This is a genomic window from Ruegeria lacuscaerulensis (assembly GCF_013034685.1).
Lineage (GTDB): Bacteria > Pseudomonadota > Alphaproteobacteria > Rhodobacterales > Rhodobacteraceae > Ruegeria > Ruegeria lacuscaerulensis_B.
This window is the reverse complement of sequence record NZ_WQGO01000003.1, coordinates 351,850-378,103: the sequence shown is the minus strand read 5'-3', so window position 1 is coordinate 378,103 and position 26,254 is coordinate 351,850. Positions and strand designations below refer to the sequence as shown.

Sequence of the window (26,254 nt, the reverse complement as noted above, 5' to 3'; positions counted from 1 at the left end):
AACCTGCCAGTGGAATACAGAGGGCTTCAACCCCAAAACCCCGTCAGGCAGAAGGCCCAAGCAAATGATCCGCCAGCCGCAGGGACAGTTGTACAATAGTAAACGTGGGGTTGGCGTGGCCGCAGGTCGCAAACACACCTGACCCTGCAACATAGAGGTTCGCGGCCCCATGCACCTTACAGTTGGCATCGACCACACCAGTCTCGGGCGTCTCGGACATGCGCGCGCCGCCCATATGGTGGCTGCCATAGTCCAACGGCAGGTTTTCGAATGCATCGCGGTTCCACAAGGCGGGGTCCATCCGCATCCGGCCCAGCCCGTTTCGGATCAGGAACTTGGCCACTTCAATGGTTGATCCGCGCAGGGTCTCGATATCTTCGGGCATCAGCCGCAGGTCCAGCCCGACAGTATTCAGATCAAACCGATCCCGCTGATCGGTCAGAACAACCCGGCTGGCAGGGTTAGGGCGCTGTTCAGCCGTGACCTGAGAGTTGCTGGTGAAAAAGTAATCCTCATCGAATTTCAAGCCGTTAATAAAGCCCGTGTCCCCCAGCTCTTCGGGCGGCAGTTTTCTGCGTCTTAGTCGCCGCATCCGCACGGCTGAGTTGGTCCAGCCGTTTTTTAGCATCTGGTCCTGGCTGGGACTCAGCACAAGCTCGGGGCGGGAGCGCCTCGTCAGACGTTCGAATTCCCATGTCGGGGAATGAGAATAAAGACGCCGTGTGATGAAGTATGTTTCATGGTCGATTACCGGATGCTCCATGAAACAGCGACCAACCATGTCGTTCTGATTGCCGAACCTGTTGTTTTGCCGGGCGTTCAGATGCAGCAGCATACGGCTGTTTTCCAAACCGCCCATGGCCAGCACAAAGCGTCCGGCAGCCACCGCCCCCTCGCCATCACCATAGTTACGGATCTGCGCCTGCGTGATTTGGCCGGTCTCACCATCGACGTCGAACCCTACCACATTGGCATTCAAGACAAGGTCGATGTTCGGCTCATCCTCCAATTGCCCCTGATAGAATGGACCGAAGCGTACCGGGTCCGTGTTGCCGATATCATAAAACGCCCGGTCAGAGCTGAACCTCTGCTCAACAACATCCAGCGTGCCGCTGTCGTCAACCGGTTTGCGGAAGCCGCCCGAGAACTGTCCTGTTTGCAAAAGTTTAGCTGTTTCCGCCTGATACGGGGCCAGATCCTCGTACCGAATGGGCCATCCGCTGAGGGGTACGTCCGGGCGCGGCAGAAAGTCGGACCGGTCCAGCAAAAGACATTGCCCGCCCCAATGACCGGTCGTCCCCCCAAGCGCGCGCAGCCGGGGCGCAGACAGAGGGTAATATTCCAGGCCCAGATTTTCGCCCTCATAGAGGTCCTGCGAGTCGGGCGTGACCTCACGGTCTCCGGCCTCTAGAAGAACCACTCGACGGCCCGCCTGTGCCAGTTTCAGCGCAAGCGCGATACCAGCCGGCCCCGCGCCTACGATGCAGCAGTCATAGGGCCCCTCTAACGCCGGGATTTCAGCGCGCGCATCCAGGATCATGACAACCCGTCCACATCCAGGTCGCTCGCATCCAACAGCCAGCCATCAGCAAAAACCACTTTCGGATCGGAAATGGGAGGCAGCGGATTATCCCGCGACTTCAAAATTGCAATCCTGGCAACCGGTGGGACAATGACCACCGCGGCAACAGCCCCAAGAAGATGACGTCTTTTCAAAGCAAATTTCAAAGAACACACCAAACAAACAACAACAATTCCGGCAAGGCGACTGCATTGCCGTCTCTTTAACTTTATTGACAAGGGCCTGATTATTGCAAACCATAAAGTGATTGTCTTGCCCCGCCGCAATTCTCGCGTGATCTGGTCGGGTCGGACGGAAGCCTGTAATTTGGTCAACAGGTGAAGATTAATAAGGTTAATGAGTTCTGATGCGCCTATTGTCTCTTGAACAAGCCAGCGCCCGCGATTGGGATGTGGTGATCGCAGGCAGCAGCTTTTCCGCGATGTTTTTCGCCCACGGCTTGCCCGATCATCTTAACATCCTGTTTGTCGAAAAAGGGCAGGACTATTCTCATGCAGACCAAATCGCGCATGGGTGGGCCGTCCGTGAAAAGATCGAGCAACGCAACAGCTCGGGCGCACACAAGGAATGGGTTGCATTCACCTTGTTTGGCGGGAATTCGAACTATTGGTGGGGCAACACTCCGCGTCTGCATCCCGATGATTTCATCCTGAAAAGCAAGTTCGGTATCGGCGAAGATTGGCCCATAACCTACGATGATCTTGAACCTTTCTGGATTCAGGCCGAAGAGATGATTGAAGTCTGCGGTGGGCAATCCGATCACATCCTGCCGCGCAGTGCGCCGTTTCCGTATCCGCCCCACGCGCCATCTCGCTCTGACATAGCTTTGCGTGAAGACAGCCCGCTATGGGTGCCCTTGCCAAGCGCGACCTCGAACGGAGGCTCGCGAGCGCGGTGTTGTGCAAACGGAGTCTGCCGCATCTGCCCAGTGGACGCGAAATTTACAATTCTGAACGGGTTCGAGCGGCTGGAACATCCCGGCGCGCACTACCTGTTGGGCACCGAAGTACGCACGGTGGATATCGAAGGCGGTCAGGCCCGCGCAGTACAGGTCAAGACTGCTGACGGGGCTGAGGCTCGTTTGCGCGGCAACACAATTGCGCTGGGAACGAACGGGATATTCAACGCTGCCATCTTGCTGAGATCAGGAATAAAAAACAAAGCTCTGGGTGCGTACCTTCATGAACAAGGTGAGGTTGACATCATTTTGGACACCGCAAATATCAAAGCCTTCTACGGCGGTGCGTCCGAAACCGGGCATGGTTATCATTTCTACCATGACATTGACCGATCAGAGGCTGGCGCTGTTCTGATCGAAACCGTGAACGCCCCGGTCTCGATCCGGCGAGAACAGGGCAAATGGGCCAACCGACTGCATCTCCGGTTAACCGTCGATGATATTCCAATGGCAGAGAACAGGGTCCTGCTGGAGGACGACGAACCCGTCATCGAATGGGTCGGGTACACCGACTATGCGATGCGCGGCCTGCGACGGGCGATTGACGGCTTGCCGGACATCATCCCCGACACGATCGAGGACCTGATAGTGGACGAAAAAATTCGCACACAGGCGCATATTCAAGGCACGCACCGCATGGGTCCCTCGGCCGAGTCATCGGTGGTTGACGATCGGTTGCGCCTGCATGGGGTTCCAAACCTGTTCGTACTGGGCTCGGGCGCTTTCCCGACCTGCTCGCCTGCCAACCCATCCTTGACCATTTCCGCCCTATCCCTCAGAGCATCGGAGGTTGTCACATGAGCTGGTCGCGCCGTCGCGTTCTTGCCTTGGGGGTTGGTGCCCTTGGCGCAGGTGTTGCCTACCGGCTGATCAAGGGGCACGGCATTGCTGGTCACGCGCTTGACGTCATCAACCGGATCTATGGCCCCCAGATCGCGCGACAGGATGCGGCCACTGAGTTCGCCTATGCTTACGAAGAATTCGTTCTAGAGAAAGGGATTGAAGGGAAGGCTCTGGATTTGGGATATTGGAGCGGGCTGCACCGATTGCCCTATGCAAAAGACGTCCTCGGCAAGATCGACGACAGCGTCATCGACAAATTTGCAACTTCGACTAATGTCATCCGTGCAGCAGAGGACGGACTACCGCTGGAATTTGTCGCCTTGTTCGAACCCTATCACACCCCCTGCCTGAACCAATTGGGGGCGTTTGCAGTGTCGTGATTTGCGGTTTACCCGGATATCTCTCACATTTGAATGACCGCTATTTTCTAAGTCATGAAAGGCCGTTGGGATGCGCCTGCGAGCAGTTTTGATCTGTGCGTTTTCAGTATTGTGTGCGCCCCTCGGGACATGGGCCGCGACGCCATTGCTTTGGTCTGAATTGCCCGACCCATCCGTACAGGATTTTCACGACCCGTTTCGCGCACTCAGCCCGGAACAGTTCGATGATCTTGTTTACGTCCTGCGTTTGCGCAGCCGCTTGCAACAGGATGTAGGCACCGCCGAGGAACGGCAGATGTGGCAACAAAATCTGTTTGAAACCGAAGATGCTCTTGCCGCTGAAAAGATCGACATCGACCGATTGTTGAGTCAGCGCGACAATGTGATCGCGCAGCGCGCGAAAGCCGGTTCCCAAGGCAATCCCGATCTTGAGGGTAAAGCCGCCACAATTCAAGGCTATGCTATCCCGGCTCCTCAAGCTCCTAACGGTGCTTCAATCATATACCTTGTACCGAGGCCAGGCATGTGCAGCCATATACCGCCGCCGCCTCCGAACCAGATGATCCGCGTCGAACTGGAGACGGATTGGATGCCCGAATACATTCACCAAAGTGTAGAGGTCACTGGCCGGCTGACGATTTCCCCGAGCAACACTCAATTTATTGTCGTGGATGGACCTGTCGCAATGCGTGCCACGTTTCTTCTATCTGATGCCATTGTCACGCAGGCTGACGTTGCAGACAGCGCGACCCAGACTTTCAAGGACCGTCTGCGTGCCGCATCCCGCAACAAAACGGGTGGCGCGGTTTTGTCGAACGAAAACTAAATTCATCGCCTGCTCGACCTACGTGACGAGATGAGGCGGCACGCAGGTCGGGCTACTATCTTTCGTTGAAAGCACGGCCCAAAGTCGTCTGGACAGGTTTCAACATATAGGACAACAGCGTTTGCTCCCCTGTCGTCATCTCGGCCACAACCGTCATCCCGGCCTGAAGTGGCCTTTCATAAGGTCCACGTCCCACATTGCCTTCAGCCAAAACAAAGGATGCGCGAAAATAGGTCTCGCCGGTCCTCTCATCGGTAAGCGGCATGGGGTAGACAGTTTGCAATCGCCCTTGGATCTTTCCGAACCTGCGCACATCGAATGTGTCAACGCTGACGGACACTGGCTGACTGGTATCCACATGACCGATATCCGCGTTTGGAATGCGTGCCTCAACCAATAGCGCGTCATGTGTTGGCGACAATTCGAACAGCACCTCACCCGGCGCAATGACCTCTCCCGGATTGGGATAGGCAGCAGCTTGAACGACTCCGCGGGCCGGAGCCACGATGGCCAGGCTCGCGATCTGCGCTCCCACTATCCTGAGAGCGGCAATAAGCTCTGCCCTTTCCTGATCCAGATCAGAAAGTTTCGTCAATACCTCTTCGCGCAGAGCCAGAGTTTCCTCTGCCATAGACGCGCGGGCCAAATTCAACGCATTTTCCGCCTGGGCCAACCGAACCCGCGCGTCCGATGCCGCAATTCGAACCGCTTCAACCTCATCTTCCTCTTCAAGATAGTCGCTCAGGGTTTTCAATCCGCGTGCCCTAAGCTGTGCATATCTTGCCAGAAGATCTTGTTTTCTTTCGACCCGTGCTGCTGACAGTTCGGCTGCATCTTGCAAAATTCGCAGCGTCCCCTCTTGCTGCTGGATCGATACCTGCTGGATCGTCTGGCTTTCGGAATACAGATCCAGCCTAGCCGCGGCATTGGTCAGGCCTCTACTCCTTATCTCATCAAGCGCGCGGTCACTTGGCAAAGTCTCGCTGTCTAGCATGGACAAAACGGTTTTGGCATTTTCGGTCTGACGAATAATTGCTGAAAGCTGACCCGTCATAATGTCCTGCTCACGCGAAAGGTCTGGATGGTCCAATTCCACCAAAAGTTGGCCCGCCTCGACCGTTTGGCCATTGCGCACGTGAACGGCCCGGACCACGCCTCCGTGCAGAGTTTCGATCTGAGCATAGTCCCCGAATGGCAAGATTGTCCCCGGGGCCCGCGTGATTTGAGGAACGTTGGTTTGCCCCGCCAGAACTAGTATCACGCCCAAAAAGCCCGAGATCGTCAGCGCCAAAAACGCGGCCACCCTTGGAGGTCGCATCCGACGACGATTTATTAAACCTGCCGTGGGACCGGAGGTCGAATTTTGTTGTGTCTGCTCTCTCATTTTATTTTTCCATTGCCTGTAAAATGGCCTTCAACTTTCTGCGCCCGACCTCTCCGGTGTCATTCAAAACCACGCGCTCTCCGTTTAGAAACACAAAGCGATCTGCGATCGAAAGGAAGGACCGGTCCGCAGTTGCGATCACAACGGTACTCCGCCTCTTTTGCTGTCGCACCCACTCCTTGAAGGCAGCACGGCGCTGATCTGACAAACCATTGGTCGGTTCCGAAAACAGATAAACCGATGAAGGGCGCGCCATGCTACGCGAAAGGGTCAGAGCCTTGAGGGTTTCATCTGGCAACTGCGCCAGGTGAGCATCGGTCAGACGAGTTTCAAGACCATCTGGCAACAACTCCTGGTCCTGCGACAATCCCATCTGCGACAAGGCCGTTTCGATTTGGCAATCACTCAGTGACACAGACGCCAATCGAAAATTCTGTGCGATCGTGCCGTAGAACAGCTTTTTTTCAAAGGTCGCGTAAGTAACCGAAGTGCGCAGTTCGTCCCTGGCGATTTGCCGCAAGTCAACGTCATCATAAGATACAGTGCCCGCCAAAGGCGTAGCCAACCCGTCCATCAGGTCTAAGACCGCCGTTCGCACGGCTGCATCACTGCTCATGATTAAGGTGACTTCACCGGGATCACAGCTCAAACTCGCCTGCGACAGAAGCGGTGCATTCAGCGGATCTGGGCGAAAAGTGACGGCAGAAAACTGGATCGCGCCCTGAATGTCTTTGCAATGAGAATGCTCCAACCCCAGTTCAAGCTCTTCTGGCAATGAAAGCACCCGATCAGCCTGATTGCGGCTGTGACTGAAAATCAGGATTTGAGCCCAGCAACAATACAATGTCTGTACCGGGGCAAGAATTTTTGACACCAGAGCAATCACGGCGATTAAAGCGCCAAAACTGAGATCGCCATTCACCGCTGCATAAGCGCTGAGAATAATGGCCCCCACCGTGGCCAACGCTGTCACCGATTGGGACAAGGACTGCGTGAATGCCTGAAACACACGTGCACGCCGCGTTGCATCCTCTGCCGCTTCGGACAAAGACAAGCTGCGATCCAGCCATCTCTGTTGCAGTCCCAAGTCGCTCATCATGCGCTGGTGCAATATCGCCTGCTGCATTGCAGATTGACTTTTTGCAGCCGCATCTGAGGCTGCACTGTCCAGTCGCCGCTGTTCGGGGATGGTGACGAAACCGAGTATCACCAAAATAACAACAAGCCCAAGCGTCAACAATCCGACCTGAGGGGCAAGAAAAGTCAGGACGGCAAAGAAAATTAAAACGAAAGGCAAATCGAGCAAGCTGGTCATGATCTGGCCTGTGAACACGTCTCGCAGGGCTTCGAATTGCCTGAAACGAGAGAGCTGTTGGCTGATATCCGACTTCTGCAACTGCTGCAGGGGCAGCGACATCAGTTTGTGAAACAACGCAATCATGAGTTGGTGTTCGCCGCGCGCGCCGATATACGCCAATGCCCGTGTTCGCGCGTGTCGGAAACACATATCCGAGAGGCCGATAACCAAGACCGCAACAACCAATGACGTAAGCATTGCCACCGAACCCGATGGGATAACCTTGTCATAAATCGCCATGATCAAAAGTGGCGCAGCCAAGCCCAATAGATTGATGAGGAATGACGCAAGAAAAAGCCAAGGCAACATCGGCCTAAAGACTCGGAATGCCATACGAACAGTTTGCGGCGTACCATCCTCTTCGCGCCAAGCCTTCGATTCAATTCGGATGACCAAACACTTACGACGTTTTGGTGAGTGGTCTTTCGCGCCAGCCACCCGCAAAGACAAGCCGTTACGCCCCAAGGCGACGTACCACGGCCCGGTTTCGGGAATAACCAAAGCCGGGCAATCCGCGCCCACAATGGTGTCTTCCCGGCATCGAGTTTTGGTATAAGAAATTTTCAGCGTGTCGAGCACATCCAGAATGTCATCCTGATCTAGCCTTTCTGATTGATGTGGGAGTGCTTCCAGCAACGTGTTTAGGCTGCTTCGGCGCCCTTGGTTGTAAAGCAGAGCGTCCAGCAGGCCGGTTGCTTTTTCTACTTCAAGCGTCGTCATGCGGCCCCCTTTTGCATGGCCTCTGATGTCAGCCTTTCAAGATCCGTATCCGCGACCCACGCTGCCATGTCGCGTGACTTGGTTGCATTTAGCCTGACGACCTGTGGCGCAAATTGCTTAAAACGCGGGTCGGGCGATGCCACGATAAGCGTCGGTCGCACTTCTAACTTAGCCAGATAATCTGCCAGCGCCTGTCGCTCAGCCGTATCAAGCACAGCGGTCGGCTCGTTCATTAGCAGGATGTGAGGCTGTAGAGCCAGTGCGCGCACCAATGCGATCAATTGCCGGTTCACCGGGTCGCGTTCGAACGCCGACCCAATTGTCATTGGGGTGTTGTACCCAAGCGGTAGGCGAAAAATCCGGCGTTCCAACCCCAATGCAGCGGCAACCGTCTTGGCGCTTTCGATCCGCTCGTGATCACCAAACGCACTTAGGTTTTCCAGCAAGGTACCTGAAAGGATAACCGGTTCTCTCTCCAGCGCGACCAACGCGTTTTCGCCGCGAAAGGCAACTCTTTTCTTGGCATCCACTCTGTCGAAAAGAATGCTTCCCTGATCCAGGTCGCACTGTCCCGTTAGCGCATCAAAAAGGGCGTCGACCATCCAGCTTTCCTCGGCTTCGATCAAAACGCCTCTATCGGCGCTGGCTGTAAAACTGACCGTTGAAAATGACGCGCCGTTTCCATGCAAACGCCTGACCGAGACGTCCGAGGCCGTAACAACACCCGATAGCTTCCCGTCGCCAGACGTCGCGACCAGATGCGCTTCAAGCTCATTCATCTCTTTCAATCTGGACCAGGCGACAGTGATATTTTCAGCCTGGACCCACATTGCCATCAATTTGGTCAGCGGCTGCACGATCCGCCCATTCAGAAGCATACAGGCCGCCATTTCCGCGATACCAATCTGATTTCGGATCGCCAGATAAGCGCCCAACAAGCCCATTGCGGCCACCGATACCTGAGCAAAAACGGTGCCAAAACTCTGTGCGAAGCCGGCGAAACGTATCATTCGGCCGCTGATGTCGACTGTCTGATCCTCAAGCATCTCAAATCGCCGCGACATTTGCGACTCCATCCGGTTAGCCTTGATTGTCTTCATGTTCGACAAAAGCTCGGACAAAAAGGCGTATCTGCGGGTGTCCAGTGTCTTACGCTGTCGGAACAAGTTCCATTGAGCACGTTTCATTACGGCCGCAAAAATCAGGACGATGCCAAAAGCACCCAATGGAACCAGAACGAGCCAGCCGCCAATCAATCCGATCAAGATTGCAAACATGAGCGTAAACGGCAGATCAATCGAAAGCGTTTGCCCTTGCCCCGCATAATGATCCCGAAGTTGCGCAATCGCAGCGTAGCGCTCGGCATAACTGCTGGGTGGCTCTTTGGCGAAGGTCAGGGTATTTGCCGTCAGAACCTGTCTCATAAAAAGGCTGTAGTTGGCGCGCGCTGCATCCTCTGCGGCGGTCGACAATAGAATGGATCGGCAATGTCGCAAAACAAGTTCAAACCCCGCACTGAACAGTAGAACGCAGGTCAGAACGTGCAGAGTTTCCATGGATTGGAATGGAATGATCCGGTCGAAAATCAACAGGATTGAGATCGGCATCAAAAGTGACAATACGTTCAAAGACAGGGAAGCCACCCAAACCGGAACACCCAACCGTGGCATCAGTTTTCGTCCGATAAATTCGCTCGATCCCATCCTATTGCTCACCCAGTTGCCTCGTCCAATCGGTTTGGCCTGAACCTATTGAAGAAGCGTAAACTCCGATCGAGAACTGTGGATTATTTCGTTTAATTTTTAGATACTTAAGTCGCAATCGCAGCAACAACCTATGTTACTGATGGGCCGGAATCAGAGGAACAAACGGGGATCAGATCAATGCAAAAAGCCGGGCAATATCTTGAGCATCAGATCAATTCCGCACAAACCGAACTGAACGACAAAGCCGAGATCGACTCTCACGTTGCGCGCGGCGTTTCGATCCAAGAGGATCCGACCCGCAGCACTTTGCACACGGGGGAACGGGTCGAAGGAACGATAGACGACAGGCTGCATCAAAACGGTGCACCTGAGAAAGCAGACATGCCTTCTGCGCGCGACGACTTCATCAGCGCCGAACGCTCGCTTCCTCAAGCACAGGCCGTCATTGATGGCCAGAAAACTGTGCAAACGCGGGCTGCTCCAGATGCACCTGAAGCACCCTCTTCTTTTTCAGGATCCGCCAATGAGCCTTTTTCGAAGCTCAACATCTCAAACACGGAGGGCTCTCCGACGGTTACAGAAATTCCGGATGTTCCGCCAAGAATCGCTGCCCCGGTTTCCATTGGTCCCAGCGCAATGCCTCCTCCAGAACAGGAGGTTGACCTTGCGCCTGACGCGCTAAATCTGGACAACGCGACCGTCGCAGAGAATGCGTCTGGTGCAGCGATTGGCACCCTCACCGTCATTGATCCAAATAGCAGCGACGCGCATGAATTTACCGTCTCGGATGATCGGTTTGAAATCATTGATGGAGAGCTGCGAATAAAACCCGAAGTATCGCTGGACCATGAAGATGCAGCCCAGATCGAAGTGGACGTGACGGCCACAAACGCGCACGGGTTCAGCTTGACGCAAACTTTCACCATCGAGGTGCTGGATGTGAACGAAGGGCCCGAGAGCGTTTCGCTCAGCAATTCAACTGTGGCAGAAAATGCAGCCGGTGCCGTGGTTGGAGAGATTTCGGTGATTGATCCAGACAAGAGCGACAGCCACAGCTTCGAAGTCTCGGACGACCGTTTCGAAGTTGTTGATGGAAAGTTACGCCTCAAGCCTGAGGCGGACATTGACTATGAGACCACCCAACAGATCGAGCTTGAGGTGACAGCTATCGACGCCGGCGGGCTGAGTGTTTCTGAAACCTTCGTAGTGGATATCCAAGACATCAACGAAGCCCCGGTCGACTTGTCCATTGGCAATGCAACAGACAATCTGGTCGCAAACGGAAGCTTTGAAGAATTCGACCTCGACCGTGGCAGATGGCGCGGCTTCGACAACGACGATTCTGGCGGATGGACCGATGCTCATGGCCTTGAAATCTGGGATAATCTATGGGGGACCAAGGCTTCACATGGGGACCAATTGTTGGAGTTGGACCACGCAAGGGGCGTCGACAGTATTTCCCAGACGATTGAGACTGAAGACGGGCAGCTTTACGATTTGGGCATTGACCTGCGAGAGCGCCTATCCGGTGGCACCGACACGGTCGAAGTATATTGGAACGGACAGTTGGTCGGCGAACTGGATCCACAATCGTCCGATTGGGAAACGTTCCAGCTTCAGGTGGTCGGCTCTGGCCAGGACACGCTGGAACTCCGTGAACCAGAAAGTCAAAATGACAGCTACGGCGCCCTGGTCGACAACATCGCCTTGACAGAGGCTCAGCTTTCGGTCGCAGAAAATACCGAAGGCGCCATCGTTGGGTATCTGAGTTTCGCTGATCCCGATGCAAATGACATACACCGGTTCGAAGTTTCGGATGATCGGTTCGAAGTGGTCGGCAACCAGTTGCGACTGAAGCCCGGTGTCGCCTTGGACTATGAAGTAGCAGCCTCGATTGACATCGATGTATCAGTGATCGACGCAGGTGGTTTAAGCCGAACCGAGACAATCTCGATCACTGTTGCCGACATGCCCGAGACTGCAATCGCCAGCGGTCTGGCGTCAAAAAACAATTCCGCAAGTCAAAGCTACTCAAAAGCCAAAAACCGTGATCAGGAAGTCCAACGCTCTTTCGATGAAAGCGCGCCGACCACCGCTTTGGAAACAGGTCCAGACAACCGGCCGGAAGGAGAAAGTTCAAACGCGCCCGAAATTCAGGTCAGCGGAATTCTCTCAGCCGAAGAAGGTGGAACTATAGCTCTAAAAATCGACATAGCGGAAGCCAGTGAGCGCGCGACGATTTTGTTGGACGGCGCACCCGAAAACACTCTCTTCGTTAGTGGCGAAGCCTCATTGTTATCGGATGGAGAAGTGGTCAATTTGGATGGCTGGGACCTTTCGAGTTTGGAAATTTCCCCGCCCGCTGGATTCGAAGGTAGTATCAACCTCGAACTCGCAATCTCTGATCGCAACGATCCCGACTTAGTGGACAGAATAGAAATCCCGGTTCAACTCACTGTCGGAGGATCAGAACCAGCGGGCGCGGAGTCCGAAAGAATGGATGCATCTGTACTCGCCGACGCGACGGAAACTGATATGGCCTCTCAACCTTGGGACATGGCACCGGAGGCTCAGGATATAGCCCAAGAAGCAGATGTCCTGTCCGAGACAGTGACACTACCTGACAGCCCGCAAGTTTCGGCACTAGATACACAAGTCTATGAGCGTTTCGACTGGTGAAGTAATTTTGGGCCAAGGCTGATCCAAATGGACGGCCTAGTTGGATCGTATGATTTTCGGCAGATCAGTAAGTCCATGTCCTTTTGCAGGCCTGTTACGCGGTTCCAGGATGGGAAACTCTACGAAAAATTCGGTTCCGACGCCTAGTGTGCTGTAGTAGTCGATCGTGCCACCAAACTGTTCCACGATTTCCTTGGAAATGTTCATTCCAAGACCTGTACCTCCGGCATGGCGTTCATCAGATGAATCAATCTGCGAAAAGCGGTCGAAAACTTTGTCTCGGCTTCCCGCGGGGATACCGATCCCCTGATCCTTTACAAAAATCCGCACGCGGCCGCCGACCTGCTTGTAGCCGACGGTGATCGAGCCACCATCGAAAGAGAACTTGGCAGCATTCGAAATCATATTGGTCAGCACCTGAATCAGGCGCGATGTATCCCCGCGTATTTGCAGATCGGCTTGGCCGTCGACATTCTCTTCAATCACTACGTTATGGGCACTGGCATAACCCAGATTGGCCGCAATGGCTTCTTGCACAAGAGGACGAACATCAATCGCAGTTTGCCGAAAGACCATCTCACCCGCTTCCATCTTCTGAATATCGAGTACGTCATTGATCAGCGACGCCAGCCGCTCACTGTTGCGCGCAGCCAGATCAACAAGTTTTTGCATCTTTTCAGGCACCTCGCCCATCGCGCCTGTGTTGATCAGGTCCAGCGATCCCTTGATAGAGGTCAGCGGCGTGCGCAATTCGTGACTAACCGTAGAAATGAACTGTGTCTTGGCGATATAGGCCGCCTTGGTACGTTCGTGCTCTTCCCTTAGTTTTTCAAGCTGCTCTAGATTTTTTCGATAAAGCTTAAGAAAGACCAACGAACAGTCGATCAAAAAGTACATCACGAAGACGACCGTGAAGAAATGCAGCCAAAGTTCCGACGACAGGTCAGGTTGTTCAATCCAGATATCGGTAACGACGATCACCATGAACGACACGCCATACATGGCCAGCCGCACGATCATGGCCCAGACGAACTGATGGTTGTTCATCGCCGCAAAAAGCGCGGCCGCAAACAGGAAGAACAAGGGGGTGAAGTGCCCCCCCGACGGCTGTTTGAACGCAACTGACACCGCATAGAGGCAGATGGCAGCGGCGCTTAGGATCGTGTTCAGCAATATCCACGCGACCATCATCGCAATCGCGCGCCGTTCATCGCGCCGCAGGCGCGCCACACGTTTAGCAAGATACAGGTCTTGCGCTTCGCATATCAGGATCGTGCCATAGAACAGGATCGCGTTGAGCGAGTCGAAGAAGAAGCCCGTCAGAATGGTCGTCGCCAGAAAAATCGCTTGCCGCTGCCAAAGCAGCGCAAAGCTCATGGCGGTGTAGTCCTTGATGTTCTGTAGCAGCTGATCGACAGGCTCTTCCGAGAGCTCGATCGGCGGTGTCGTTTCTGTGATCGTCATCACGTCGTCTTCAATTGTGGCACTGTTCTCCTTGAACTACAGGCACAATGAGGACGCAGTTGGTCCGAAATTGGTTCACAGTTTGGCAATAATCTCAAAACGCGATGTGTATTGTTAATAGTCACTGTTCTCATATCAGCATCAGTGACGGAGTCTAATATGACACAGTCCGGAAACACATGGCGGTAAGTTAACGATTTCATTGATTCTTTGCGTGTTTTGACACTAAATGTTTCTGCCCAGGGGCCAATGAACCTGAAGGATGAGCAGCATGACCGCAATTGGTATGCAGGAAATGAGGCAGGCCGACGTGACACCGGTTTCGGCCCGACTGGCAGAAAAGCCCGTATCGTTGTTGCAATTCGCCCGATCAGCCGGGCGCAACATGCTTGAGGTTATCCCGATTGAGACGATTCAGCAGACCTATGTGCGTGGTCCGTTGAACATCCATTATATATGCGACCCCGAAATGGTGACCGAATTGCTTGTTGGCAAAGGCCGCCGTTTTCCAAAGGCCAAGTTCACAAAAGACATCATCGGCTCCGCCGTTGGCAATGGTCTGATCCTGTCCGAAGGTGAGAAATGGCGCAAACAACGACAGCGCTACTCGCCGCTTTTCGCGGCCCGGAACTTGCCTGTCTTGTCGCGCCACTTTGCCGAAACTGGCTCCGAGATCGCCGCGTCGTTAGCTGAGAACGAAGGTCCTGTGGACATAGCGCAGGTCGCACCGGCTTCGACGCTGACGAATATCTCTCGTGTGATCTTTTCCGGCAATGAAGAGGTCAGCTCCGAACAAATCCGCGTGGGTTTGATCGCCTATTTTAACTATATTTCCGACATCTCTCTGTTCGACCTGATGGGCCTGCCCAAATGGCTGCCCCGCCGCAAATGGCTGCGCAGCACCGCCCCCGTCACTACGATGCGCGATTTGGCACGCACTGTGATCGAGCAGCGCCGCGCCGAAGGCCGAGAGGAGCCGCAAGATTTCCTAGACCTGATGATCGACGCGCTTAAGGAAGACTTCGAAGATCTGGAAACCACGGTCGACAACCTGCTGACCTTTGTTGTCGCGGGGCATGAGACTTCGGCCAATGCGATGGCTTGGGGATACTACCTGCTGGCGCTCTACCCCGAGATGCAGCACAGAATCCGGGATGAGATTCGAACAGCCTGCCCTGAAGACAAAATCGAATTCTCGCATCTCGAACACATGCCGCTGTTGCGCGCGCATATCAAAGAGACGTTGCGCCTGTATCCTTCGGCTGCGTTTTTTGCGCGGGATGCTGAGGAAACAGTGGAGATCAAAGGGATCAAGATCGAACCAGGTGACGCGTTGTTTTTTCCGGTCTATTCACTTCACCGCAATGAAAAGCTGTGGGAAGAGCCTGATCAGTACAGACCCCAACGCTTTTTGGGTGCTCCGCCTCCGCGTGGGCAATATATCCCCTTCGGTGATGGCCCTCGCATCTGTATTGGCGCGCAATATGCCGAGACCGAGATTATGGTTCTGATGGCGTCGGTTCTGCGAGACATTCATTTCTCGATGTCATCGGCTCCGATGCCCGAGCCGGTCCTGACGTTCACCATGCGCACCAGCGGTCCCATGATGTTGAACGCGGCCCGCGCCTGAGGCCCAAGCCTTACTTGCGGGCCAGATAGGTCTGGCTGCCGTACATCTCCTGCAAAACGGTCTCGAACAGGCTGGTACGTGGCTTGTCCATCTTCACCACGTTAGATTTGCTGGGCAGTTCTGCCTCGGGCGCTTCGACCTTGCGAAGGGCCACTTCCCGTTCCTGCACCTTTCCGATCGCGTTATTCATTGCTGAGAATGCCCCTGACTTGGAAATAGACCGCATGGCAATAGCGGCTCCTTTGACAGCCCGAACCGACCCCGAGACACCTCGGTCCGCCAGCATCGCGCCAAAAAGCTGGTTCAATTCTTCTTCGGCAGGCAGGTCGGATGCGGCCTCGCGGCCATGCACGACGACGAGAAACACGCCGCTGCCCCGGTACGAGAACACTGCTTGCGATAGCTTGGTCGTCTTTTCGATGGAGCGTCCCAAATCGGAAATCGCCCGGCGGAACGCACTGAAATCGTTAAGATCGAACCGGAAGTCAGCGTCCTGAAGTTTGACGGCAACGACCCATGAATCGTACAGACATCCCCGCGAAAGTTGTTCGATGTAATTGTCGAACTCAACATATCGCAGGCACCGTTCGAGCCCGTCGATTGACAATGGATCATCAAAGCTGAACTGCTGTGTACTGTCAAGTTCAGCCCGAAGGCTCTGCACCGAGGCCGAGCTGCGGCGCGCCTTGATACGTTCTTGCATCAAGAGATGCGCCGCGTTCATCCGGCTGCGCAGCTCGAAGAAATCAAACGGTTTGGTAACATAGTCGAACGCGCCTTCCAGAAACGCTTCTTCCACATGTTTTCTATCGCTCATCGCGGTCAGCATGATCGCCGGCGCCTCGGCATGTTCGGGCATTTGTCGAATACGCCGCAGCAATTCGATTCCGTTAATACCGGGCATTTGAATATCCAGCAGGAAACAGTCAAACGGCGTTCCGGTGGCTTCGATCAGCGCCAGGGCTTCAGTGGCCGAGGATGCAGCTGAAATATCACAATTCTCAAACTCGGCCAGCGCGGCCTGCAACAGCTCCAGAATGCTGGGTTCATCATCAACCACCAAGACGCGCAGCTTGGTCTTTTGCAACGCGCGGATTTCCAGTTTCCGCTGGAACTGTTCACTGTCCGGGTTGGAGTGTTTCATGACTGGTAAACCGTTTTCAACTTGTTTAACGGTCCCAACCTATTGAACGACTAGGACAAAACCGCGGCGAAAACGGTAAAAAACGCCGCGAAACGTGTTCATTTCTGGGCCTTATTTTGTCAAAACCGGCCACGGGCCTCGCATCAAGAGACAAGGAACACGCAGGCCAACCCCGTGTTTAACATGCTTTCCAGCACCTTAACCGCGCTCTATGGCGATTGCCGATTGATATTGAACAAGACCGACTGGCTATAGGTCCCTTCGATCGAGAACTTCGCCCCAACCGGCGCGGCCCCTACCCCAAGCCGCCGCGACCAGCGCGCCCAGACTGACGGTACAATTCCAAGAATGCGCGTCGCTCCACCCTCGGCGGCTGTCACAGTCATTTGATAGAACAACTCTTGTTGCACGGCCATACGACGTGAGGACGGCACGCTGTCGGTGATGAAAAACCGCGATGCCTCCCAGACATTGGGGGCAACTGGAGCCTCGAAAAAAAGGACATCCGTTGGCATACCCGGCAAATTCCCCTGCTGCGCATCCCGCAACATATAGGAGTAAATCCCGCAGCGCGCGGTTGTCGGCAAAAGGCGCACGCCGCCCAGAACCTCGCCGAATTCATGCAGAACGACCCAGCGACAGGCGGGTGTGTCGTATTGATCGAACTCCATGCCATCTACCTGCCCGATCTGCCAATTCAGGCGGTCGATGAAAATCGACTTGCGGGTTTCCAGATACTTGGACAGCAGCGTGCCATATTCATGCATGTTGCGAAAACTCATCGTCGTCGCACGAATCTCACCCAGCTTTTCCTGACGGGACGGCTGGCTTCGCTTGAGCGAAAACAACCGTCGCCGCGGCGCAGGCTTGGGCGCAGCCGCAGCGTCATTGGCAGGCTCAAGGTCCGGAAAAACTTTGGACGCCGGGTAGGCCTGCTCGTACTGGAGTGGTCGATCCATATTTTGCTCTTATTTTTGACACACTTATGCCAAGATGCCGAACACCAAGTCTACAACTTAGTGCTGTTCGCCTTATGATTGAAGCCCATGTGTGGCCAAATCACCTCCACCCTTCATTTTTGGCTGCTAAATTTTAGTTTATTCGCCATTTTGTTTGATTTTTTTGTGGATTTCCTGCGCCAGATGCAGACAGTTAGCCGCTCACAACTCTTTGAACAGAAGAGAATTTTCTGGGTTTTCCGACTAACTGGGTGGAACTTGGAGCAGCAAACATGAATTTTTCGCGATCACGACACGTCAACTCCCTTGCAACAGGGTGAAAAAGCTCCTACCCGAGCGGTCGAAATGATTGGCAAATTCCATGTTGATCCTAATGTTCATTAAATCCGCGCTTAATGAAAAAATGATTAATCGGACACATAGGTGCCTCTGACCCGTCAATCTTTTGCCGTTTTTCTCGGACAGCCTGAACGCACCTGAAAATCCACTCGCCTGCCGTCCTTTGCCGGAAGTCTGCAAAGCAAAAGGATGGTTCGGTGGCAAAACCTGGTGATTTGTTATGCGTATACTTGCCGTAGACGACGACCCAAGCATTCTTGAGCTGTTGATCTGTGTATTGGGCGCCTTCGGTTATGAAGACGTGGTAACCGCGCGCAGCGGTCAAGAGGCGATTAAAGTCCTGTCCGAAACGGATCAGGTATTCGACTGTCTGCTGCTTGATGTGCAAATGCCCGAGATGAACGGTATTACTTTGTGCGAAGAAGCGCGCAAACTGCCGGATTATCGCTTTACCCCAATTATCATGGTCACCGCCATGGTGCAGAAACAGTATATCGACGAAGCGTTCGAGGTTGGCGCCACGGACTATGTCACCAAACCTTTCGAGTTTGCCGACCTAAAACAGCGTCTTTCGGATGCGTATCGACTGGCTGCCGAACGGCGCGCCGCGATCGAAGTGCTCGAGGCGGATGTCTACGCGCAAAACGATTCCGAGGTGAATCCGAATTTCCGCCTGAGCGATCCGCTCTATTTCGGCGATCTGCCTGGCTGCATCGGTCTGGCCGAGTTCGAAAATTACGTGGTTCAACTGGCAACCATGCACGCCAGAACGTCCAAAATGCTGGCCATCAAGGTCAACGAAGTCGAAGAGATCTTCAGCCTCAGCACATCAACCGAATTCCGCGAGATCATGGCGGTTGCAGGCGAGGCGCTACTGACATCCTCCAAGGATGGCCGCAACTTCGCGACCTATTGGGGCAATGGTGTGTTCCTTCTGATTCACGACCGCAAAAAGGGCCTGAACGCGCAAGAACTGAGCTTGCGCCTGTCACGTCTGCCTGGCACCGACGCCGGAGAGCTTCTGGCTAATGCGGGTATATCATACCACGTCGGTGAGGACGTCTCGCTGAATGCTTCGTCGAAGATGGAGGCTCTGTTCCTGATCGACAAGGCTGTTGAACTTTCAGAAGTTCAGGATGGCCCTTTGGTCAGGTTCGGCTGAACCCCTTCTTCTGAAACTGAAAAATCTCGCAAGGCCGGGCTGACCACAGGTTTGCCCGGCTTTTCGTCGTTCAATTCGTCCAAGATGTATCATGAGTGGCGGGGAGACAGGGATTCGAACCCTGGGGACGCTCTCACGCCCAACGGTTTTCAAGACCGCCGCATTCGACCACTCTGCCACCTCCCCGCGTGGGGCTGGGTCTAAGGCCAAGCGAAACCGGTGGCAAGTGCAAATAGGGAAAACTTGCTCAAGCCTGTCCAGCAGACTTTCCATGCTCCTTTGCTCGGGTTATGATCAACGGTGAAAAGACCGAAACACGCTGGCCTTTGAGAACCGGCAAACGGCAGTGGGGCATTGTGAACCAAGCCCTTTCAGGCAAGGGATGAGATAATGGATCGAGCGATTGTGACACGCGCAAAACCGCGGGCGTTGGTGGTTTTTGCTGTGGCGCTTACAGTTCTTGTAGGTTGCGACGAAACGCTGTCTTCGGATGAGGCTTCATCGGACGCGGACAGCAGTCCGCGCGGCAGTGACTCGGTAGAGCTGTTTCCCGATGCGACCGGAAACACACGCGAGGATGTCGAAGCCCCCGAGGTTTTCAACGTCACCGAAGCCGGGTTGTGGGATGGACGCCCGTCATTGGGCGGTATCTGGGTCGCGCACCCGGATGTTACCCAGCCCGAACGTGTACGCATAACAAACACCGCAAATAACAAGTCCACTACAGGCGCCCTGTTCCGCCGCGAACGCAACCTTCCTGGTCCCGCGTTGCAGCTTTCTTCCGCTGCCGCCGAGAAGCTGGGTATTTTGGCCGGCGCGCCCACGCGAGTGGACGTTGTCGCCCTGCGTCGCAAACCGGTAGAGCCTGTCGCAGCCGAACCTGAACCCGAAGCTGCGGAAGAACCCGCCGCCGAGCCCGAGCAGGAAGTGGTTGAAAGCGCGGCGGTTGACGTCGCAGCCGATGGCGAGGCGGCGGTTGAAGACAAACCCAAGCGCAAATGGTGGCAAAAGAAGGAAACCGCAGCCGTCGCAGGGGCTGCCGCTGCTGCTGGCGCGGCAACCGCCGATGCCGCAGATACGGCGGTTGATACAACGACCGAAACGGCCGCCGACACAGCCGAGGTCACTGCAGCCGCTGCGGCTGCGCCGTCTCTGACTGACCCCGAAGTGACACCTCCCGCCGATGCCGCGCCAAAACGGAAGTGGTGGCAGAAGAAAGAGGTCGATGAAATCACCGAAACGCCCTTGGATCCGATTGAGGGCGCCGCAGCGGCGATTGAAGCCTCGGACCCGACCCCTGTGGCGGCCGAAGCCCCAGCTTCCGGCCCGCTGTCAAAACCATATGTGCAGGTGGGTACGTTCGGGGTCGAAGCCAATGCCAAAAGCGCCGCCGACAAGATCCGCAGGAACGGTCTGAGCGCCGAGGTGCGCGAATTAAAGACCGATGACAAAACCGTCTGGCGCGTGGTGGTTGGCCCCGCATCCACGCGGGCCGAGCGCAATGCCATTCATCGCGATGTCAAGGATCTAGGCTTTTCAGACGCCTTCACCGTCAAAAACTGAACCCGAAAGGAGGTGCCGCTGTGCTGTCCTCACTACGCTCAACTGTTCTGACCCTTGGACTGGCAGTGTTTGCCCTGCCCGCCCAGGCTTTCGATACGACGGCCAGGGCGGCCTATGTGATGGATCAGACGACCGGCACGGTCCTTTTGTCCAAAGACGCCGATCAGCCCCTGCCCCCGGCGTCGATGTCCAAACTCATGACGCTGTATGTGGCCTTCGAGGCCCTGCGCGACGGACGTCTGACGTTGGATGAGACCCTACCCGTTTCCGAACACGCCATGAGCTATGGTGGCTCGACCATGTTCCTGAACACATTGGATCGCGTCACAGTCGAGGATTTGCTGCGCGGTATCATCGTGCTGTCGGGCAACGATGCCTGCGTGGTGATCGCCGAGGCGCTCAGCCCCGACGGGACCGAGGCCGGGTTTGCCCGCTACATGACGCAGCGCGCGAAACAACTGGGCATGGACAATTCTACCTTTGCCAATTCCAACGGCTGGCCCGCTGCCGGTCACATGATGTCAGTCCACGATCTGGCCGTTCTGGCAGATCGCCTGATCAGTGATTTTCCTGAATACTATCCTCTGTTCGCCGAGGAAGAGTTTGAATTCGATGGCCGCGCGCCCTCAAACAAACGCAACCGCAATCCGCTACTGAAACTGGGGATAGGCGCGGACGGCCTGAAGACGGGCCACACGCAAGAGGCAGGCTATGGCCTTGTCGGCTCGGCCAAACAGGGCGATCGCCGGGTGATCTTCGTGCTCACCGGTCTGGACAGCACCGCCACGCGCGCAGAGGAGGCTGAGTCCGTGGTTAACTGGTCGTTTCGAAATTTTGTCGAGAGGACAATTGCCAACAAAGACGCGCCGATAGCCGAGGCCGAGGTTTGGATGGGGGCGCAAAGGACGGTTGGCCTTGTACCCGAAGACGATCTGAACATCCTACTGCCGGTTCTGGGCGACGAAAACGTGGCTGCCGAGGTCGTCTATGACGGCCCGATCAACGCTCCGATTGCCAAGGGTCAGAAACTGGCCGAACTGGTCATCAAGCCTGAAGGTCTGCCCGAAATTCGGCGTCCTCTGGTCGCGGTACAGGATGTGGCCGCGGGTGGTTTTCTGGTTCGGATGATGACCGTCGGAGGGATCGTTCTGACCGATGTGATCGGCAACCCTCTGGACGCATTTTGACAAGGGCACCGCGTGTTTCTGACATTTGAAGGCATTGATGGGTCGGGCAAGTCCTCGCAGGCGCGTATGCTGGCCGATCACTTGCGCGGATTGGGCCGCGACGTTGTTCTGACCCGCGAACCCGGCGGTTCAGCCGGGGCCGAGGAAATCCGCAGGCTGGTATTGGAAGGTGATCCCGACCGCTGGTCAGCCGAGACAGAGCTGCTGCTGTTCACTGCCGCCCGCCGCGACCATCTGGAACGCACCATTGAACCCGCGCTGGCGGCTGGAAAAGTCGTGATCTGCGACCGGTTCGCCGACAGCACGCGCATGTACCAGGGCATGTCACGTGGCAATCTGCGCCCTGTGGTGGATCAGTTGCACAAGCTGATGATCGGGCGCGAACCCGACCTGACCCTGCTGATCGACATGGACCCCGAAATCGGCCTGTCTCGCGCCAAGGGGCGGCAAGGCACCGAGGAACGGTTCGAGGATTTCGGCCTGGAGTTGCAGCAAAAGATGCGCGCAGGGTTTCTGGCGCTGGCCGATGAGTTCCCGGACCGTTTTCGCGTGATCGATGGCAACCGGGACATGGACAGTGTGGCCCGCGATGTGACAGATATCGTCCTGCAATCCTTGTGACGGACGACCCATGAGTGACGACACCCCGACCCCGGATCAGGCCCCCGGTGCCCCGCATCCGCGCGAAACCGCGACCTTGTTCGGGCAGGCCGAGGCCGAACAGGCCTTTCTGAACGCCTACACCTCGGACCGTCTGCACCACGGCTGGCTGCTGACCGGCCCGCGCGGGGTGGGCAAAGCTACGCTTGCGTGGCAGATCGCGCGGTTCCTGCTGGCGACCCCTCCGGCTGAGGATAACGGGCTGTTCGGCGCGCCCCCGCCCCCTGAGACGCTCGCGATCGACCCCGACCACCCCGTCGCCCACCGCATTCAGGCCGGGGCCGAACCCGGCCTGGCCGCCATTACCCGAACGCTGAACGATCAAGGGCGGCTGCGGAGTGAGATCGTGGTGGATGACATCCGCAAGCTGGGCAAGTTCTTCGGCCTGTCCTCGGCCGATGGCGGGCGGCGCGTGGTCATCGTAGACGCGGCTGATGAGATGAATGTCAGCGCCGCCAACGCCCTGTTGAAAATGCTGGAAGAACCGCCCGCGCGTACGACGCTGCTGTTGATCTCGCACCAGCCCTCGCGCCTGTTGCCAACAATCCGGTCGCGCTGTCGAACCCTGCGCCTATCCCCATTAGGGGCTGACGATATGCAGTCCGCACTGGCCCAAACCGGAGCCGAAATGCCTACGCAACCAGATAATCTGGCCGCCCTCGCCGCTGGCTCTGTCGGGGACGCGGTGCGCCTGATTAACCTGGGCGGGTTAGAGATTTACGCCGAGTTCATCGACATCCTCGGCACCCTGCCCCGCATGGACCGTCAACGCGCCCTGAAACTGGCCGAGGCCGCCGCCCAGCGCGGCGCGGCTGAGAGGTTCGAGCTGCTTTTAACCCTGATCGACGTGGCCCTGTCGCGCCTTGCCCTGACCGGAGCGACCGGCGCAGCCCCCCTGCCCGAAGCCGCCCCGCATGAGGCCGAAATCCTGTCGCGCCTATCCCAATCCCCCCATCAGGCCCGCAAATGGGCTGAGGTGGCTGCGACAATCACAGCCCGCGCACGCCATGGTCAGGCGGTGAACCTTGACCCTGCGGCTCTGGTCCTAGATACGGTGTTCAAGATACAGGAAACCGCCGGTCAGAGCAGATGAGCGACACCCCCCAGATCACCGACAGCCATTGCCATCTGGACTTCCCCGATTTCGAAGGCCAGTTGGACCAGATCGTCGCCAATGCGATTGACGCGGGCGTAACCCGTATGGTCACAATCTGCACCAAGCTGCGCAATGAACCCAGCGTCCGCGCGATAGCCGAGGCCCACGCCCCTGTCTTCTACGCCGCCGGCACCCACCCCATGAGCGCTGCGGATGAGCAGATGGCAACCGTAGACGAACTGGTCGCACTGTCCCAGCACCCGAAATTCGTCGGTATTGGTGAGACCGGGCTGGATTACCATTACACCGCCGACAGCGCCGAAGTGCAAAAACAATCTCTACGTGTCCATATCGAGGCGGCCCAGCGCACCGGCCTACCCCTGATTATTCACGCCCGTGCGGCGGACGAGGACATGGCCCGCATTCTGGCCGAGGAACATCGCAACGCGCCCTATTCCTGCGTGATGCACTGCTTTTCCTCATCGGCGGAACTGGCCAAAGCCGCGCTGGATCTGGGTTTTTACCTGTCCATGTCCGGCATCGCCGCCTTCCCCAAAAGCCAGGAGCTGCGCGATATCTTTGCCACCGCCCCAGTCGATCGCGTTCTGGTCGAAACCGACGCGCCCTATCTGGCCCCGCCCCCGTTCCGCGGCAAACGCAACGAGCCCGCCTATACCGCCCATACCGCCCGCAAAGGGGCCGAGGTGTTCGGTATGGACTATGCCGAGTTCGCCGCTCAGACCCAGCTGAATTTCGAGCGGCTGTTCACCAAAGCCGCAACCTACAAGGCGGCTGCATGACCCAGATACGCTGCACCATTCTGGGCTGCGGGTCATCCGGCGGCGTACCCCGGTTGGGCGGGCATTGGGGCGATTGCGACCCCGAAAACCCCAAGAACATCCGCCGTCGCTGTTCCATGCTGGTAGAGCGCGATGGGCCCGAAGGCACAACCTCGGTCCTGATCGACACCACGCCGGATATGCGCAGCCAGTTGCTGGATACCGGCACCGGGCGTCTGGATGGGGTGGTCTACACCCACAGCCATGCCGACCACGTCCACGGCATAGATGACCTGCGCATGATCGTGTTCAACATGCGCACCCGCATACCTGTCTGGGCGGACGGTGACACGCAAAACGACCTGCTGGGACGGTTCGGATATGCGTTCATCCAGCCTGACAGCTCGCCCTACCCGCCGATCCTTGATCTGAAAACCATCGACGGCCCGTTCGAGATCGACGGCCCCGGTGGCCCGATCCCGTTACAGCCGTTCAAGGTCAATCACGGTTCGATCGACGCGCTGGGTTTTCGGATTGGCGGACTGGTCTATCTGCCTGACGTGGCCGAGATCTATGACGACGCATGGCCTGCACTGCAAGGGCTGGACTGTTTAGTCATCGACGCGCTGCGCCGCACGCCGCATCCCACTCATGCGCATCTGGAAAAGACGCTTGGTTGGATCGAACAGCTCGAACCGAAGCGCGCGGTGCTGACCAATATGCATATCGACATGGACTATGCCACGGTCAAGGCCGAAACCGCCGACCACATCACCCCGGCCTATGATGGCATGGTGATTCATCAGGCGCTGTAAAATGTCGGTGGTGCCTGCCGCAATATCTCACCGGATGGCACCATGCTGCAAAGCCTGATCGACGTTATCCTGCCAGTATTTCTGGTGATCGGCGCGGGATATGCCTCGACCCGGTTGGGGTATTTCAAAGAGGTTCATATCGACGGGCTGATGAAGTTCACCCAGGGCTTCGCCATTCCCTGCTTGCTGTTTCTGGCCATCGCCAATCTGGACCTCAGCGCCAGTTTCGACCCGCGCCTGCTGTTCAGTTTCTACACCGCTGCGGGCCTATGTTTCTGCGCCGGCCTGTTCGGCGCGCGCCTGATCTTCCGGCGCGAGTGGGAGGATTGCGTCGCGATCGGCTTCTGCTGCCTGTTCTCGAACTCGGTCCTGCTGGGCCTGCCGATTACCGAGCGCGCTTATGGCCCTGAAAACCTAGCCGGGAACTATGCTATCATCGCCTTCCATGCGCCGTTTTGCTATGGCATCGGCATCACAGTGATGGAGGTCATTCGCAGTCGCGGCAACGGTAGCACGCGTATGATACGCTCGGTATTGTCCGCGATGTTCCGAAATGCGTTGATCCTGGGGATTGCATCGGGATTCATAATCAACCTGTCCGGGGTTGGCGTGCCCGGAGTGGTCGATGACGCCCTTGGCCTGATCACCCGCGCCGCCCTGCCCGGAGCCTTGTTTGCCCTAGGCGGCGTTCTTGTCAAATACCGGCCCGAAGGCGACTTGCGCACCATCGCCTATGTTTGCGGTGTGTCGCTGCTGCTGCATCCAAGTCTGGTCTGGCTATTCGGATCAAGCGTCGGGCTGCCGAAGGATCTGTTCCGCTCGGGCGTGCTGAACGCGGCCATGGCACCGGGGTTCAACGCCTATATCTTTGCCAATATGTATGGGCGCGCGCGACGGGTCGCGGCCTCATCGGTGCTGATCGGTACTGCCTCGTCGATCCTGACGGTTTGGCTGTGGCTTGCTCTGCTGGGATAGAGCATTTGGTTTCCGGTTGACTTTGGGTTGTACAAACACACCTATC

21 protein-coding genes and 1 tRNA gene are annotated in these 26,254 nt (G+C 56.3%); 13 read left to right on the top strand and 9 right to left on the bottom strand.

Annotation, left to right across the window (positions count from 1 at the left end):
* Nucleotides 1–43: 43 nt before the first annotated feature.
* Entirely contained in the window at nt 44–1,540 is a 1,497-nt protein-coding gene (locus tag GOV80_RS09525) for a GMC oxidoreductase (RefSeq protein ID WP_170784290.1), read from the bottom strand.
* Complete coding sequence (locus GOV80_RS09520; RefSeq protein ID WP_170784288.1) at nt 1,537–1,728, bottom strand: hypothetical protein; 192 nt, start codon at nt 1,726–1,728, stop codon at nt 1,537–1,539. Before GOV80_RS09520 ends, GOV80_RS09525 begins: the two co-directional genes overlap by 4 nt.
* A 200-nt stretch (nt 1,729–1,928) precedes the next feature.
* Between GOV80_RS09520 and GOV80_RS09515 the strand changes: the two genes are divergently transcribed.
* The 3 genes from GOV80_RS09515 to GOV80_RS09505 all read left to right on the top strand — a co-directional run bounded on the left by GOV80_RS09515 (nt 1,929) and on the right by GOV80_RS09505 (nt 4,589).
* The gene (locus GOV80_RS09515) at nt 1,929–3,341 is read left to right on the top strand and encodes a GMC oxidoreductase (RefSeq protein ID WP_170784286.1); all 1,413 of its coding nucleotides are present in this window, start codon (nt 1,929–1,931) and stop codon (nt 3,339–3,341) included.
* The gene (locus tag GOV80_RS09510) at nt 3,338–3,763 is read left to right on the top strand and encodes a hypothetical protein (protein WP_170784284.1); all 426 of its coding nucleotides are present in this window, start codon (nt 3,338–3,340) and stop codon (nt 3,761–3,763) included. The genes GOV80_RS09515 and GOV80_RS09510 overlap by 4 nt, the downstream gene beginning before the upstream one ends.
* Nucleotides 3,764–3,833: 70 nt before the next feature.
* Entirely contained in the window at nt 3,834–4,589 is a 756-nt protein-coding gene (locus GOV80_RS09505) for a DUF3299 domain-containing protein (protein WP_170784282.1), read from the top strand.
* A gap of 55 nt (nt 4,590–4,644) precedes the next feature.
* Here GOV80_RS09505 and GOV80_RS09500 read toward each other — a convergent pair whose 3' ends face one another.
* The 3 genes from GOV80_RS09500 to GOV80_RS09490 all read right to left on the bottom strand — a co-directional run bounded on the left by GOV80_RS09500 (nt 4,645) and on the right by GOV80_RS09490 (nt 9,720).
* Entirely contained in the window at nt 4,645–5,892 is a 1,248-nt protein-coding gene (locus GOV80_RS09500) for an HlyD family type I secretion periplasmic adaptor subunit (RefSeq protein ID WP_170784281.1), read from the bottom strand.
* Nucleotides 5,893–5,974: 82 nt separating this feature from the next.
* Nucleotides 5,975–8,050, bottom strand: a complete 2,076-nt coding sequence (locus tag GOV80_RS09495; RefSeq protein ID WP_214647991.1) for an ABC transporter transmembrane domain-containing protein — start codon at nt 8,048–8,050, stop codon at nt 5,975–5,977.
* Nucleotides 8,047–9,720 carry an ABC transporter transmembrane domain-containing protein gene (locus GOV80_RS09490; RefSeq protein WP_170784277.1) on the bottom strand — a complete coding sequence of 558 codons (1,674 nt, stop codon included), beginning with the start codon at nt 9,718–9,720 and terminating at the stop codon, nt 8,047–8,049. Before GOV80_RS09490 ends, GOV80_RS09495 begins: the two co-directional genes overlap by 4 nt.
* A 213-nt stretch (nt 9,721–9,933) precedes the next feature.
* Between GOV80_RS09490 and GOV80_RS09485 the strand changes: the two genes are divergently transcribed.
* On the top strand, nt 9,934–12,435 hold the full coding sequence (locus tag GOV80_RS09485; protein WP_170784275.1) for a cadherin repeat domain-containing protein: 2,502 nt from the start codon (nt 9,934–9,936) through the stop codon (nt 12,433–12,435).
* A gap of 36 nt (nt 12,436–12,471) precedes the next feature.
* Here GOV80_RS09485 and GOV80_RS09480 read toward each other — a convergent pair whose 3' ends face one another.
* Nucleotides 12,472–13,899, bottom strand: a complete 1,428-nt coding sequence (locus GOV80_RS09480) for a sensor histidine kinase (protein ID WP_170769311.1) — start codon at nt 13,897–13,899, stop codon at nt 12,472–12,474.
* A gap of 271 nt (nt 13,900–14,170) precedes the next feature.
* On the opposite strand from GOV80_RS09480, the gene GOV80_RS09475 reads away from it, so the two are divergent.
* A complete protein-coding gene (locus GOV80_RS09475) occupies nt 14,171–15,529 on the top strand; it encodes a cytochrome P450 (protein WP_170784273.1) in 1,359 nt (452 codons plus the stop codon).
* Nucleotides 15,530–15,539: 10 nt separating this feature from the next.
* Here GOV80_RS09475 and GOV80_RS09470 read toward each other — a convergent pair whose 3' ends face one another.
* Both GOV80_RS09470 and GOV80_RS09465 read right to left on the bottom strand, forming a co-directional pair.
* Complete coding sequence (locus GOV80_RS09470; protein WP_170784271.1) at nt 15,540–16,673, bottom strand: response regulator; 1,134 nt, start codon at nt 16,671–16,673, stop codon at nt 15,540–15,542.
* 209 nt (nt 16,674–16,882) lie between these two features.
* Nucleotides 16,883–17,632, bottom strand: coding sequence for an acyl-homoserine-lactone synthase (locus tag GOV80_RS09465; RefSeq protein ID WP_170769308.1), 750 nt, complete (start codon nt 17,630–17,632; stop codon nt 16,883–16,885).
* Nucleotides 17,633–18,191: 559 nt separating this feature from the next.
* Here GOV80_RS09465 and GOV80_RS09460 point away from each other — a divergent pair.
* The gene (locus tag GOV80_RS09460; RefSeq protein WP_170784269.1) at nt 18,192–19,133 is read left to right on the top strand and encodes a response regulator; all 942 of its coding nucleotides are present in this window, start codon (nt 18,192–18,194) and stop codon (nt 19,131–19,133) included.
* A gap of 96 nt (nt 19,134–19,229) precedes the next feature.
* Here the strand turns inward: GOV80_RS09460 and GOV80_RS09455 are convergent.
* A tRNA-Ser gene (locus GOV80_RS09455) sits at nt 19,230–19,319 on the bottom strand.
* A 204-nt stretch (nt 19,320–19,523) separates the two neighbouring features.
* Between GOV80_RS09455 and GOV80_RS09450 the strand changes: the two genes are divergently transcribed.
* The 7 genes from GOV80_RS09450 to GOV80_RS09420 are packed head-to-tail and all read left to right on the top strand — an operon-like array spanning nt 19,524 to nt 26,208.
* Complete coding sequence (locus GOV80_RS09450; protein WP_170784267.1) at nt 19,524–20,696, top strand: SPOR domain-containing protein; 1,173 nt, start codon at nt 19,524–19,526, stop codon at nt 20,694–20,696.
* A gap of 20 nt (nt 20,697–20,716) precedes the next feature.
* A complete protein-coding gene (locus GOV80_RS09445; protein WP_170769305.1) occupies nt 20,717–21,883 on the top strand; it encodes a D-alanyl-D-alanine carboxypeptidase family protein in 1,167 nt (388 codons plus the stop codon).
* A 12-nt stretch (nt 21,884–21,895) separates the two neighbouring features.
* Nucleotides 21,896–22,504 (top strand): dTMP kinase, encoded by a 609-nt coding sequence (tmk, locus tag GOV80_RS09440; RefSeq protein ID WP_170784265.1) that lies wholly within the window; start codon nt 21,896–21,898, stop codon nt 22,502–22,504.
* 10 nt (nt 22,505–22,514) lie between these two features.
* Nucleotides 22,515–23,636 carry a DNA polymerase III subunit delta' gene (locus tag GOV80_RS09435; protein ID WP_170784263.1) on the top strand — a complete coding sequence of 374 codons (1,122 nt, stop codon included), beginning with the start codon at nt 22,515–22,517 and terminating at the stop codon, nt 23,634–23,636.
* On the top strand, nt 23,633–24,439 hold the full coding sequence (locus GOV80_RS09430) for a TatD family hydrolase (protein ID WP_170784261.1): 807 nt from the start codon (nt 23,633–23,635) through the stop codon (nt 24,437–24,439). The genes GOV80_RS09435 and GOV80_RS09430 overlap by 4 nt, the downstream gene beginning before the upstream one ends.
* Entirely contained in the window at nt 24,436–25,233 is a 798-nt protein-coding gene (locus GOV80_RS09425) for an MBL fold metallo-hydrolase (protein WP_170784259.1), read from the top strand. Before GOV80_RS09430 ends, GOV80_RS09425 begins: the two co-directional genes overlap by 4 nt.
* A gap of 42 nt (nt 25,234–25,275) precedes the next feature.
* Nucleotides 25,276–26,208, top strand: a complete 933-nt coding sequence (locus tag GOV80_RS09420; protein WP_170784257.1) for an AEC family transporter — start codon at nt 25,276–25,278, stop codon at nt 26,206–26,208.
* Nucleotides 26,209–26,254 lie beyond the last annotated feature (46 nt).